Annotated in this window: 12 protein-coding genes and 4 pseudogenes; 12 read left to right on the top strand and 4 right to left on the bottom strand. The window is 69.7% G+C overall.

All coding sequences use genetic code 11. The annotated features are described in order from the left end of the window. Positions 1-212: pseudogene (locus AB0D27_RS43270) on the bottom strand (DDE-type integrase/transposase/recombinase); the annotation flags it as partial. Between the two features lie 175 nt (positions 213-387). Here AB0D27_RS43270 and AB0D27_RS43275 point away from each other — a divergent pair. Both AB0D27_RS43275 and AB0D27_RS43280 read left to right on the top strand, forming a co-directional pair. Then, on the top strand, positions 388-624 hold the full coding sequence (locus AB0D27_RS43275) for a hypothetical protein (protein ID WP_362520590.1): 237 nt from the start codon (positions 388-390) through the stop codon (positions 622-624). Positions 625-709: 85 nt separating this feature from the next. Then, positions 710-1,123: a hypothetical protein gene (locus tag AB0D27_RS43280; RefSeq protein ID WP_362520592.1), complete on the top strand. Its 414-nt coding sequence runs from the start codon at positions 710-712 to the stop codon at positions 1,121-1,123. A gap of 30 nt (positions 1,124-1,153) precedes the next feature. On the opposite strand, the gene AB0D27_RS43285 is transcribed toward AB0D27_RS43280, so the two are convergent. Next, positions 1,154-2,488: a tetratricopeptide repeat protein gene (locus tag AB0D27_RS43285; protein WP_362520595.1), complete on the bottom strand. Its 1,335-nt coding sequence runs from the start codon at positions 2,486-2,488 to the stop codon at positions 1,154-1,156. A 408-nt stretch (positions 2,489-2,896) separates the two neighbouring features. On the opposite strand from AB0D27_RS43285, the gene AB0D27_RS43290 reads away from it, so the two are divergent. From AB0D27_RS43290 to AB0D27_RS43325, 8 genes and pseudogenes are all read left to right on the top strand, one after another. After that, positions 2,897-4,066 carry a cytochrome P450 gene (locus tag AB0D27_RS43290; RefSeq protein ID WP_362520598.1) on the top strand — a complete coding sequence of 390 codons (1,170 nt, stop codon included), beginning with the start codon at positions 2,897-2,899 and terminating at the stop codon, positions 4,064-4,066. Positions 4,067-4,187: 121 nt separating this feature from the next. After that, positions 4,188-4,382 (top strand): annotated as a pseudogene (locus AB0D27_RS43295) (hypothetical protein); the annotation flags it as partial. Between the two features lie 46 nt (positions 4,383-4,428). After that, positions 4,429-5,232, top strand: coding sequence for a hypothetical protein (locus AB0D27_RS43300; protein WP_362520601.1), 804 nt, complete (start codon positions 4,429-4,431; stop codon positions 5,230-5,232). 21 nt (positions 5,233-5,253) lie between these two features. Beyond that, positions 5,254-5,526, top strand: a complete 273-nt coding sequence (locus tag AB0D27_RS43305) for a peptide ligase PGM1-related protein (protein ID WP_362520604.1) — start codon at positions 5,254-5,256, stop codon at positions 5,524-5,526. A 16-nt stretch (positions 5,527-5,542) separates the two neighbouring features. Continuing rightward, the gene (locus AB0D27_RS43310; RefSeq protein ID WP_362520606.1) at positions 5,543-5,698 is read left to right on the top strand and encodes a hypothetical protein; all 156 of its coding nucleotides are present in this window, start codon (positions 5,543-5,545) and stop codon (positions 5,696-5,698) included. Then, a complete protein-coding gene (locus tag AB0D27_RS43315; protein WP_362520609.1) occupies positions 5,644-6,513 on the top strand; it encodes an aspartyl/asparaginyl beta-hydroxylase domain-containing protein in 870 nt (289 codons plus the stop codon). The genes AB0D27_RS43310 and AB0D27_RS43315 overlap by 55 nt, the downstream gene beginning before the upstream one ends. Before the next feature lie 32 nt (positions 6,514-6,545). Further along, positions 6,546-7,700 (top strand): glycine amidinotransferase, encoded by a 1,155-nt coding sequence (locus AB0D27_RS43320; RefSeq protein ID WP_362520612.1) that lies wholly within the window; start codon positions 6,546-6,548, stop codon positions 7,698-7,700. Continuing rightward, positions 7,697-8,986, top strand: a complete 1,290-nt coding sequence (locus tag AB0D27_RS43325) for an ATP-grasp domain-containing protein (protein ID WP_362520615.1) — start codon at positions 7,697-7,699, stop codon at positions 8,984-8,986. The genes AB0D27_RS43320 and AB0D27_RS43325 overlap by 4 nt, the downstream gene beginning before the upstream one ends. Here the strand turns inward: AB0D27_RS43325 and AB0D27_RS43330 are convergent. Further along, positions 8,947-9,933: an aminoglycoside phosphotransferase family protein gene (locus AB0D27_RS43330; protein ID WP_362520618.1), complete on the bottom strand. Its 987-nt coding sequence runs from the start codon at positions 9,931-9,933 to the stop codon at positions 8,947-8,949. The two genes, AB0D27_RS43325 and AB0D27_RS43330, sit on opposite strands and share 40 nt — an antisense overlap. 160 nt (positions 9,934-10,093) lie before the next feature. Here AB0D27_RS43330 and AB0D27_RS43335 point away from each other — a divergent pair. Beyond that, positions 10,094-10,696: pseudogene (locus AB0D27_RS43335) on the top strand (XRE family transcriptional regulator). Between the two features lie 140 nt (positions 10,697-10,836). Here AB0D27_RS43335 and AB0D27_RS43340 read toward each other — a convergent pair. Continuing rightward, positions 10,837-11,039, bottom strand: a pseudogene (locus AB0D27_RS43340) (transposase family protein); the annotation flags it as partial. A 40-nt stretch (positions 11,040-11,079) separates the two neighbouring features. Here AB0D27_RS43340 and AB0D27_RS43345 point away from each other — a divergent pair. Continuing rightward, positions 11,080-12,075 carry an NAD(P)H-binding protein gene (locus tag AB0D27_RS43345; RefSeq protein ID WP_362520620.1) on the top strand — a complete coding sequence of 332 codons (996 nt, stop codon included), beginning with the start codon at positions 11,080-11,082 and terminating at the stop codon, positions 12,073-12,075. Positions 12,076-12,264: the final 189 nt, after the last annotated feature.

Genomic DNA, 12,264 nt, shown 5'->3' on the forward strand with positions numbered 1-12,264 from the left:
GAGGCGGCGATGCCGGCGGCGTCCAGATGCTCTGCGAGCCGGAAACTCGTATATTGCGACCCGGCATCCGAGTGGTGGATCAACTCGCCTGGCTGAACTGGGTGTTGGTCGCGGTCACGTTGCCACACGGCCGTCTCAAGGGCGTCCAGGACGAAGACCGTTTCCTTCACGGTGGCCGCGGACCAGCCGACGATCCGGCGGGAGAACGTGTCGCGCGACTTCGGAGATCGTCTTGCTCGACCTCAACGCGATCTGGACGGCTTCCTCGCGGAACTCCGGCGAGTACTTGCTCAGTGGCGCCACTTCTTCCTCGTTTCCTGTTCAGGACAACCTTTTGGGTCCCTGTCCGGAAACTTAGTGGCCCCTCACAAGGAGGCAGGGCGGCCCTTGCCGCTGCACAACATGTGTCTGAGTTGTCCCAACGCCCGGCGATCCGCGATCCACGTCCCCCGGCTGCGCACAGCGCGGGACCAGGCTCTGTCCGCCCTGGACATGCGGAAGAAGGACCGTGAGGCGCTGCCCCGGCTTCAGGTCATCGCCCTCACTGACTACACCGCAGAACTCGATGACCTGCTCAGAGGTCTGCAGGCAGAACAGCCCGAGGAAGGCCGACACACTGCGTGAACGAGGAAACGGACCTGAGGATCGGCAGACCTTCGACCGTCTGCGCCACGGCGGTCGCCCGCTGGCGGACATTGACCAGGCGCTGATGGACGCCTTCGAACGGCTGATGCACGGCTTGTCCGAGACCACCGACGGCAAGATCACAATCGTCAATGTGTGCACCGAGGCCGGGGTCTCCCGCGCTTCCTACTACCGCTCGCCGGTGGCGCAGGCGGTGAAGGAGATTCTGGAGGCGCCGCAGACCCGGCGTCCGGAACCGGAGGAACTGCGAGCCGAGGTGTCCCGGCTGAAGAGGGCTGAGCGCGAGCTCCGTCGGGAACACGCCTCTGAGATCAGCGAGTTGAAGGACATCGTGGCTACCTATGCCAACCAGATTCAGCTTCTCGCACTGCGGAACGCCGAGCTTGAGGCACAGAATGCCCGGTTGGTGGAGCAGCTCAGACTGACCGGAGTAAAGATCACTGCCCTCCATCCTCCGCCAGGGCAGTCTGGTGAGTGAGGTTGGGCGCCTATCGCAGCGCGGGCGGCCTCACGTGAACGCTGCGGCTCGTGTTGTGAGTTCTTGAGCCTCGGCCATGTCTGGGAAGCGGCGTAGTCGTACCCGCATGTCCCGGATGGCGGTGTGGACCTTGACGGAACGGACCCCCTCGGCGCAGTCGAGGAAGTCGGACCAGGTCGACATGGCGCCGTCTACGTTGCCTTGGCGCAGACGTACGCCGCCGAGGTCGGCCAGGACGATGGCGCGGGTGCGGCGGCGGTCGAGGCCATGGATGTCGAGGGCAAGGTGTAGGTGCTCTTCAGCGGCAGTGAGGTCCCCGAGACGGGTGTGGATCATCCCAGTCTCGTGGGCCCGGCGGCCGGGCGAGTAGTGGGCTGCCCATGAGTCGCCCGATCCGGTGGAGGGCTTCCTGATGGCGCTCTCGGCGACGGCGAGGTGTCGGGTGGCAAGGGTGCGGTCGTCGTCCTGGGCGGCGGCGTTGGCGAGGGTCGCGTTGTAGTAGGCCACGGCGCGCGGGTTCTGCAGTGCCCGGCCGTAGTTCACGCAGGCTTCGCTGAGCTGGACGGCTTCGGCGCAGTAGCCGAGATCGATGCACTGGACCGCGAGGCCGCGGAGGGCGGTGCCGGCCAGTTCGGGGTCGCCGGCTTCGGCGGCGAGCCGGTAGGCGTGGGCGTAGTAGCCCTGGGCGGCGCCCTGGAGCTCGGGGGCGTTGCCTTCGTCTTGCGCCATCCAGCCGGCGAGGTGAGCGAGCTGGGAGGTGACAGCGAACAATTCCCTGCCAATGGCCTCGGTGTATCTGCCGTTGAGCCAGGGTTCGACGTCCTCGGTGAGGTACCGCACGGCGAGGTGGCGGGCGTGGCCGCCGCCGAGTTCGGAGGCGGAGTCACCAAGCGTCTTGATCATCACCTTGATGGCTTCGACCTCGCCGCGGCCGACCCGCACGGCTTTGGCCGGCGCGCTGCTGACGCGGCGCGTGATGCTTTCGGGGTCGGGCAGGCCGAGAGCGGCGAGGGCGTAGCCGCTGGACGCGGTGAGGAAGTTCCGGCGGTCCACGTCGAGGTCGTTCCTTCCCAACTCAATGACTGAGGCCACGGTATCGGCGAGGGCCGGTACGGGTGCGCGGGATTGGAGGATGGCAGTCGCGTCGGGGTCGAGATCAAGGACGCGGGCGACGTGGGGCCACCAGAAGCCGGGCGTGCGTTCGCCAGTCATCCATTTGCGGGCGTACTGGCGGTCTATTCGACGGGGTCCGCTGCCCTCGGCCCGGCCGACGGCACGAGCCAGGTCAGTGGGGCCCCAGCCGCGCTCCTTGCAGGCCGTACGGATCAGGTTCGCGATGGCCTGAGCATGCGGCTTACTCGTCATCCCGTCACCCCAACCCTGGACTACGCGGGCCTACGCAGGACTACATCCTTCCCTCTCCCGGGGTTCCGCACCCGGCGCTTGACTGTACATCGTCCGCCTTGAACTCGGGTTCCCCAGCGGGACGTTGGCCAAGGGCGGCTCCGGTTCTCGGCAGAGCGCGGTCGTCGGGTCCCGGAGCCCTTCACCCGAGGAGGGCGGAGCGGGCCGCACGTGTCGGTGCGGGCGGCCCGCGGTACCGGCTGTAGCTGTGGCTGCCGCTTGTGGCCGGCGGCCACAAGCTCTGCCGACACCGACGCACAGCACTACCTGGTGAGAGGAGGCCAGCGATGTCGTACGACCACTGAGCCCGAGGAACCCGGGCGGGCCTGCTGCGGCGGGCCCGCCTCTCCCGCTCTGGAAGGACCCGCGATGCCGTCTGTGACTGACCGCTACGACCCCTTGGACGCGGAGATTTTGCGCGACCCGTACCCGGTACTGGCCGAACTGCGGCGATCCGAGCCGGTGTTCTGGCACGAGGGTATGGGCTCGTGGGCGCTGACCCGCTACGCGGACAGCGTGCGGGTGCTCCGCGACCACGAGACCTTCGCCCGCGACCCCCGGCGCACCGGGGGCACCGTGCCCGAGCCGAGCCTGAGCGTGCAGACGCTCGACCCGCCGCAGCAGAACCGGGTTCGCTCGCTGTTCATGACGGCGCTGCGCGCCCAAGACCTGACCGCGATCGAGGAGCGCGCCCACCACCTGGTATTGGAGCGGCTCGATGTGCTGGCCGGCGCCGGCCCGTTCGACGCGGTGTCCGAGATCGCGGTACCGCTGTCCGTGTCGGTCGTGGCCGACCTGCTGGGTGTCGAACCCCCGCCGTACGGGGAGTTCGCCGCGATATCGGACGCGATCATGCGGAGCATGGACGGCGGCCTGGACCCGGCGCTCGTGGAGCCGGGCCGGATCGCCCGTCAGCAGCTGAGCGACCTGGTCGACTCCTGGTTCGCGGCCTCAGCCCGGCCCGGTCTGCTGGCCCGTGTCCGGCAGGCCGCGGCGCCCGATGCCGACGAGCTCACCCGGCTGCACGTGAAGAACACGGCGCGGGTGATGTTCCAGGGCGGATACAGCACGATGGCGGCCGCCGTCGGTAACGCCCTGCACACCCTCCTCGCTCACCCCTGGGCCCTGGACCAGCTGCGGGACCGGGCACAGCTGGCCGCTGGAGTGGATGAGCTGGTGCGCTTTGACGGGCCGGTGCAGGGAACCACGCGCACGGCGGTGCGGTCGTGCCAGATCGGCACGATTGACATCAACCCCGGGCAGAAGGTCGTCCCCTTGTTCGCGGCAGCCAACCGCGACCCCGCCGCCTTCGACCGCGCGGACGACCTGGTGCTGGATCGCGCCCCGAACCGGCATCTCGGCTACGGGTGGGGGCCGCACGCCTGCATCGGCACAACCGTCGCCCAGGCGGGACTGCGCGCCCTGATCGCCGCCCTGAACGACCACCCGGCCCGGCTGGCTGCGGCCGGCGCCGGCGTACGGCGTCGCACGGCGACGATGCGGGCCTTCGACACGCTGCCCGCTGCCCTCCTTCTGTGATCCCTTCCCCGACCCGGTGCCCGCGCGACACCCCCAGAGTGTCCGCCCACGTCTTCAGGAGTCCGCTGTGCGCATTCTCATCGGCAACCACATCGATCCGTCGATCCGCGAGCGCGGCGACATGCGGGCCTGGACACAGCGTCTGCTGTGGTTAGCCCGCCCCGGTGACCTGCTCATCCTCGGCTGCGAGCCGGACGCGGCGTTCGTCGACTACGCCCTGGCCCACACGGGCGTGAAGCAGGGCGAGTTGACCGTGCTGGTCGCCCCGGCCGGGGCGCATGGCGATCGGCTGCTCGATCCCGCCTCGCTCACCGACGCAGCCTTCGTGGAGACGGTGCGGGCCGCGCGAGGCGGTGACGGAGGTGTTCGCGCTCTGGCCCGCAGCCGCCGTGGCCCGCCTCGCCGACGCCCTGGGCGTGGCCGACCGCTTCCCCGGCGCCGCGTTCTTCGCGCAGGGCGGCGGGGAGATCGGCAACAACAAGGCGAACTTCCGGGCGCTCGCCGCAGCCGCCGAGGTGCCGATCCTGCCCGGCCGAGTCTGCCGCAGCCGTGCCGAGGCGATCGAGGCGACCGGCGCGCTCCTTCAGACGTCCGGGAGCGGGGCGGTCGTGGTCAAGCAGGCCCACAACGGCGCCGAAGTCGGCAACCAACTGCTCGTACGCGACGCCGACATGCCGGTGGACCACGTCGGCGCCCGGCACCTGCACCACCTGGCGCCCGGCCCAGACGGCATCACCGCGTACTGGGCCGACCGCTGGTCCTGGGCCAGCGGGGAGGGCCGCTGGCCGGTCGTCATCGAGGAGTTCGCGCCCGGCGCGGACGCGGTGTACTCCGAGCACCATGCCGCCGACGAGGGCACCCGCCCGACCGAGATGGGCCGCCTGCTCTACGTCGGGCGCCGCCTGAGCCACCAGGTCGTGCCCCTGGACGGCGTTGACGAGCAGGTGCGCGCGGCACTGCTGGACGGCGGCACCCGCCTGGCTGAGGCGTACCGGGCGCTCGGCTACCGCGGCCACCTGAGCGCGGACGCCCTTCTCCTGCCCGGAAAGCGCGTGGTGTTCACCGAGGTCAACGCCCAGGTCTCCGGCAGCCTGCACATCTACCAGTCGATCGCCCACGGCATCGTCGACGTCACCCGCTCCCCGCGCAGGCAGGTGGTCGAGTAGCACGTCCCGCCCACCTGGGCCGTGCCCGACTTCGCCGCCTTCCTGGCCGCGCTCGACGATCTGGGGCTGACGTACGACCCGTACACGCGGACCGGAGTGATCGTGTCGATGCCCGCCATCCCCCTGGAGCCCGGCGCCCTGGCGCAGTTCGTGTTCTGCATCGCCTACAACCCCGCCGAGGGCTACGAGGGCGTCTTCGACCGGCTCGATGCCCGCTTCGCGACCGTGCCCGCCGACTCCTACGACGCGAGCCAGCACGTCGGCACCTCCACCGCCGTGTCCTTCTCCTCCTGACTCGGGAGCCTTCACCGTGACCACCATCCTCACCGCGGCGGCCGAGTCTGCCCGGCTCACCCCCGTGTTCGACGCGGACCGGCTCACAGACGAGCTGGACGCCGTCACCGCCCACACGTGGAACCCGCAGCGACCCACACCTCCGGCGGGCAGGTCGGCCGGCCCGCCGTGATCGACTGGCGCGTCCTGCCCCTGCGCAGCCTCGGCGGCGACCCGGAACGCACCGACCCTGGCGGCCCCGGTCCCCGGCCCTTCGCGCCGACCCGATGGCTCGACCAACTGCCCTACCTCGCCGAGATCCTGGACGCGATCCCAGCCCCGCTCAACGCCGTGCGGCTGATGGCACTCGGGCCCGGCGCCGTCTCGACCCCGCACTGCGACCCCAAGTACCGCCTCGATCGCGGCCTCGTGCGCCTGCACATCCCCCTCGTCACCACCAACGACGCGGTACTCGTCCTGGACGGCGTCGAACACTGCTGGCAGCCCGGCACTCTCTGGTACGGCGACTTCTCCCGAGAGCACCTGGTCCGCAACACCAGCGACACGGTGACCCGGGTCCACGTCGTCATCGACGCCCTGCTCACCGCAGAACTCGCGGCCTGGTTCCCGGACTTCTGGCACGACCTCCTCAACCACGGCGAAGTCCTCCTCAACCACACCACCCCGGCCACAGTGCCCACGTGGTCCGCCGGACTGCCGTACGAGGCGCTGCTGCCGTCCGGGTTCGCGGACTTCGACGCGCCCACCCCGCTGGACGGCTCCCTCATCCCGGCCCGCATCGACCACGGCGCCGACGACGTCCTCGCCCTCACCATCGCCGGGCGGACCTTCGCACTCGTCCTGGCCGACAGCGCCGAGTTCCGGTTCTCCGGCTGGAGCGAACAGCGCACCGTCCAGCCGGACGACAACGGCGGCCTGACCCTGCGGGTCCGCCACGGTCGTGCCCTTGCCGACCGGCACGTCACCGGCGCGCCCCGCACCACCTGACCCGCCCACCCTGCATTCGAGAGGAACGCCCCATGCCCCGCCCCCTGAACAGTCACGACGACTTCACTCCGCTCAGGGAGGTCGTCGTCGGGTCCGCCGCCAACTATGTGGGACACGACCGCGACGTCTCGTTCGAGCTGTTCCACCACGAAAACCTGACCGGCTTCCGGTCCGACTGGGCCTATCCGCGCCTAACGAGGGCGGCGGCCGACCACCGGGAGAGCTGGGCCATCAAGCAGCGGTACGCCGAGGAACTGCACGAGGACGTAGAGGCGCTGGCCGCCACGCTCGCCGGGCTCGGGGTCACCGTCCACCGGCCGCTGACCTTGCCCCCGGACGCGCAGCCCATAGCGGGCCTGGGCTGGCAGGCCGCCCCGACCCCGGCGCTGAACATCCGCGACAACACCCTGATCCTCGGCAACGAGATCATCGAGACTCCGCCCGCGATCCGCTCCCGCTACCTGGAAACCCGCCTGCTCGCCCCCGTCTTCACCGTGTACTGGCAAAAGGGCGCTCGATGGACGACGATGCCCCGCCCCACCCTCACCGACAACAGCTTCGACCTGTCGTACGCGCGGGACACCGCAACCACCCTCGGCGGACCGACGGAGACGATCGACGACCCACAGCCGAGCCCGTATGACGTCGGCCTGGAGATGATGCTGGACGGCGCGCAGGTGCTGCGACTGGGCCGCGACCTGGTCGTCAACGTCGCGCAGGACAACCACGCCCGGGGCGCACAGTGGCTCGAGCGGCGCCTCGGCCACCAGTACCGCGTCCACCGCGTGTGGCGGATGGCGGACAACCACATCGACAGTATGGTGCTCGCCCTGCGCCCCGGAGTGTTCCTGGCCCGGCATGACGGGATCCGGGACCTGATGCCCGAACCGCTGCGCTCCTGGCGCTACATCGTGCCCCCGGAGCCGGACGCGGGCGCGTTCCCGGTCTACGACGACTACGAGGACCTGGTCCTCACCAGCCCCTACATCGATCTCAACGTGCTCTCGGTCGATGAGCGCACAGTGCTGGTCAACGAGGAGTGCACCGGCCTGGCCAAGCTGTTGGAGACCGAGGGCTTCGACGTGGTGCCCGTACGGCACCGTCACCGGCGCCTGTTCGGGGGCGGCTTCCACTGCTTCACGCTGGACACCTGCCGGGACGGCGGCTTCACGGACTATCTGTCATGAGCAGCGACGCCGTGCTGTTGCTGGACGCGGCGGGCCCGGAGTCCGCCGCGCTCGCCCGCGCGGCGGTCGAGCGCGGCCACCAAGTCCACACCTCGACCGCCACGACGGACGGACAGGCAGCGCCACTGGAGCTGGCCGGGCAGGTCGTCACCGACTTCGCCCGGCCCGACCGGGCCGTGGAGGAGATCACCGCGTACGCCCGCCGCCATGGCGTGGGTGCCGTCCTCACCGCCAACGAGTACCTGACCGAACTCGCCGCGCTCGTGTGCGCCGACCTTGGCCTGCCCGGCAACGACCCGCGCCTCGCGCACGCGGCCCGCGACAAGGCGGCGATGGCTACAGTGCTCACTGCGGTCGGCATACGCATCCCCTGCACCTGGCTTGTGCGCGACGACACCGAGCTGCACGGCGCACTCTCAGATGCGGCGGTCGGCTTCCCCTGCGTGATCAAGCCGGTCAGCGGGGCGGGCTCGGTCGGGGTCACCGTGGTGACGTCACCGGCAGACGCTGCAATGGCCGCCGACGCCGCCCGTGCGGCACGCGGGCGGTACGGCGACGAGGCGAAGGCGGGCATCTTGGTTCAGGCGTATGCCGCTGGCGACGAGTACAGCGTCGAGTCCGTCACCCAGGACGCCGTCACGACGCACCTCGCCGTCACACGGAAGGTGGTGACCGGCGGCGCCCGCCGCGTCGAGACCGGGCACAGTCTTCCGATACGCCTGCCGCCAGCCACCGAGGCGGCCGTGCGCCAGGAGGTGGACGCGGTGATCCGCGCGGTCGGCATCCGCCACGGCGCCTCGCACACCGAAGTCGTCGTCGACGCCGACGGCCGCTGCACGGTCATCGAGATCGCCGCCCGGCTCGGCGGCGGGCACATCGGCCTCCTGCTCCACCACGCTCTGGGCATCGACGTGTTCACGGCCCTGCTCGACGTCGCCCTGGGCCGTCCGGCCTCGCTCACGCCCACCGCCCACGGCCATGCCACCGTCCGCTTCATCACCAGCCCGCGCGCCGGGCGGCTCACCTCCCTGATCGGGTTCCCGAAGCCGGGGCCAGGGGTGCCGTTCGTGCGCTGGCGGGCAGCGATCGGCGGACCGGTGAACGCCGCAGGCGCCAACGCCGACCGGCTGGGCGCCTTCGTCGTGACCGGCCGGGACGCAGCCGAGGTGGAACAGCGGGCCGACACGCTCGCGCGGCAGATCCACGTTCAGGTCGACACGCCGGCGGCCGCTCGGAGCGCCGTTGATCAGCTCAGCTCGGCGAGCAGGCCGGCCATCGCCCCGTAGCTCTCGCTGACCGCGTCCGTCTTCCCCAGCCGGTGCCGTTCCAGGCGGATCGCACCCAGATGCCGCGCCTCGTAGATCCGCGACCGCCACACCGCCGCCGCCGACCGGTCCAGCAGCCCGTAGGAATCCCAGAACGCGGTCCGCTCGTCCTTCTTGGCCATCGCCATCCGGATCGTCCAATCCGCCTGAACGTCCCCGAAGGTACAGCGGTCAAAGTCCAGCACGCCGGTGATGGTCGGCACGGCGGCATCCCGGTCGAGCACGGTGTTCACGGTCCACAAGTCGCCCGTAAGAAGCCGCGGTTCGGTGACCTCGTCCAGCACAGCCCGGTCGTGGTCGGCTACGGCGGCGACCTTGCGCACGTCCGCCGAATCCAGACCCACCCCGTCCAGGTCGGCGGCAATATCCTCCAACGACGCGATCACTGCCTCGCTCCACGTGGCATACCCCGGCCCCGCCATGGGACCGAAATGCGGCCCCTGTACGGCGTGCACAGTGCGGGTGATCGCGCCCATCTGCTGAAAAAAGCCCGGCCACACGCTTCGGGGATACGACCCCAGATGCTCCGGAGCCGGAACGCCATCCAGGTGGGTCTGCACCATCCAGTCCCGGGCGATCACTTGACCCGTCCAGTCCGCGGCGATCACCTGCGGCATCAGGTGTGCGATAGGGGCCAGCCACGGCAGACTGGCGAGCTCGTTCCTCATCAGGCGCCGCTCGCTGCGGAACTGCCGTTCTTCCTCGGGCGCTACCCGTAGAACCACCGGGCGCGCCCGACCGGCCAGGACCACGCGATAGACGTGGTTGTACATGCCGGCGCCCAGCTCGACGGCGGAGTCGACTCGTGAACCGGTGCCGAAGACACGGAGGAAGACCTGCTGGATGTCATCGGCCGTCACCGACTGCTGGAAAGTTCCAGGAGCGCGGTTGATCGGCTTGAACTCCATCAAACCCCTCCTGACTCGTCCATTGTCGATGGGCAGCCCGAGCCTCTTGGGGCCGTGCTGGTAGTGATGCTAGCCGTGCCGTCACGCTGTCAGTGAGAAGAGCCGCCGTGAGACACATGGGCGTCGAGATAGGTTGACAGACCGCATAACTGCGGGCGACATCCACGAGCACCACGTCGGCGGCGGGTCGTACGACGGTGCGTCCAGCCATTTCTCCGGGGACGGCCTGGACGCCGCGGTGCAAAAGGCGTTCACCCGCCCGGCGCCAAGAGTGCGCCCGCGCAGATGCGGTACCTGGTCAAGCAGCTCAAGGGCACCAAGGCTGTCGCCCAGCTGCCGCGGATCTCCCAGCGCACCGTGGAGCGGTACGTGCAGGACCAGATCAAAATGCCGCGCCCGGACCTGGCCGCGCGCCTTGGATCGCGAGGTGAAGAAGCGGTGGCAACCGCAGATCTGGGCCAAGGCCCGACAGAGAGCCGCGACGACCGGCGGCATCGTCATCGACACTCGCGCCCGCATCGGCTACACCGCGCCGATCGGCTCAACCGACGACGCCCGCATCCGGCACCTGACCGTCGCGCTTCCAGCGCAGTACGGCGCGCGTCGCTTCGCCGCCCAGCAGACCGGCGTCAGCGACCAGCAGCTGCAGCAGATCGCCGCCGAAGGGCTCAAAGAAACGTACCTCCAGGACGGCGGCCGCCGCGCCGGGTCTCTGGAGAAGGTCCGCTTCACAGACATCGAGCGCTTGGAGTTCGACCCGTAACAGCCGCGCCCGAACAGCTCGCGAGCCCGGACCGATGAGCCGAAGCACGATAGTTGTCGCATCGGGGGATCAGGTGTCACCCGACTGTTGCCTGGGTGCTCCACTCATGCGTGCAGAGTGTCGGTGAGCCGTTTCCATCCTCACTTTGAGCTGGTCGGATGAAGGGTGAGGACGGTCTGGACGAGCTTGGTGATCCGGGTGGTGAGCACCGGGGCTTGCGAAGGAGACGCCAGGACTTGAGGCTGGTGACGGCCGGCTCGACGAGTGCCCGGATCTTCGCGTGAGACCGGTTCACCGCCTTCTGGCCTGCGGAAAGGGTCTCCCACCGGCCCCAGCACGGGACGAGACCGCGGGCCACGCTCCAGCAAGCGCCATACAGTGGCGTGGTGATCGGTGCCGCTCGTCGATGCCCGGTTGCGCCGTGGCGATGCACACCCCAGTCTGCTCGTATGGACGGCACCCTGGAAGCCAGCGCGCTGCCCATGCTGGTGACGGGCGCGGCGGGCAGTGTCGGTGCCGTCGGACGATCCGTGGTCGAGGGCCTTAGGCAACGGGGCCTGCGCGTCCGGGCCATGGTGCATCGCGAGGACGAGCGAGCGGAGGCGCTGCGCGCGACGGGAGCCGAGGTCGTCGTCGGAGACCTGACGCGCGCGGTCGACGTCGCCGACGCCCTGGCCGGTTGTGGACGTATGTACTTCGGCATGGGCGTGTCGGCACAGTATCTGGAGGCTGCCGTGACGGCAGCGGCCGTCGCCCGCGCGTACGGACGCCTGGAAGTGTTCGTGAACATGTCGCAGCTCACTGTCTCGGAGATGGATCTCACCAGCACCTCCGAGTCCATGCAGCAGCGGCAGCACTGGATGGTGGAGCAGGTCCTCGGCTGGTCAGGCCTGCCCGTCGTCCAGATCAGGCCCACCGTGTTCATGGAGAACCCGCTGTTCCGTGTCGGCTTCTCCTCGATCGCGAAGAACGGAAGCATCAGACTGCCCTTCGGCCGGGCGAAAACCTCCCCTGTGCCGGCTCGGGACGTCGCCGCGGTTGTTGAGGAGATCCTGGCCGATCCGTTCCCGCACATCGGCCGAATCTACGAGCTGACCGGCCCGCGCTCGGAGGACGCCGCCGTCATGGCGGCAGAGCTTTCCGCGGCTCTGGGACGACCGGTCAGGTACACGGACGTCCCGCTGCAAGAATGGATCAACGATGATCTCAGACCGCTGGGGCTGCCGGACCATGCCTTTCAGCACATCTCCACCATGGCTCGTCTTCACGCCGAGAATCGATACGACCGCAAGGCGGACGGGGTCGAGCAGGTCACAGGGCGGCCTCCATCGGGGGTGGCCGATTACGTCCGTGACAACCCCAGCCTGTTCAGCCTCTGAACCCTACCGTCTGACGGTCGAGCACGACCGTGACATGGCCCCCAGCTCCGTCTCCACGAGTGTGCGGGCGGAATGGCGGTTCCGGTCGCAGACGACGGCGACCCGACAGGCGCTGCCGCTGTACGCGGTCCGTATGTCGCCGAAGCTGGACGAGTGGAACCGGGCCGAGGCCGGCCGCAAGCTCGACAT

Source organism: Streptomyces sp. NPDC048415 (assembly GCF_040651675.1).
GTDB lineage: Bacteria > Actinomycetota > Actinomycetes > Streptomycetales > Streptomycetaceae > Streptomyces.

Bases quoted from the DNA above. Each gene is read 5' to 3' on its own strand.
- AB0D27_RS43325 (WP_362520615.1), top strand. From the start codon at position 7,697: ATGAGCAGCGACGCCGTGCTGTTGCTGGACGCGGCGGGCCCGGAGTCC.
- AB0D27_RS43285 (WP_362520595.1), bottom strand. From the start codon at position 2,488: ATGACGAGTAAGCCGCATGCTCAGGCCATCGCGAACCTGATCCGTACG.
- AB0D27_RS43290 (WP_362520598.1), top strand. From the start codon at position 2,897: ATGCCGTCTGTGACTGACCGCTACGACCCCTTGGACGCGGAGATTTTG.
- AB0D27_RS43320 (WP_362520612.1), top strand. From the start codon at position 6,546: ATGCCCCGCCCCCTGAACAGTCACGACGACTTCACTCCGCTCAGGGAG.
- AB0D27_RS43280 (WP_362520592.1), top strand. From the start codon at position 710: ATGGACGCCTTCGAACGGCTGATGCACGGCTTGTCCGAGACCACCGAC.
- AB0D27_RS43330 (WP_362520618.1), bottom strand. From the start codon at position 9,933: ATGGAGTTCAAGCCGATCAACCGCGCTCCTGGAACTTTCCAGCAGTCG.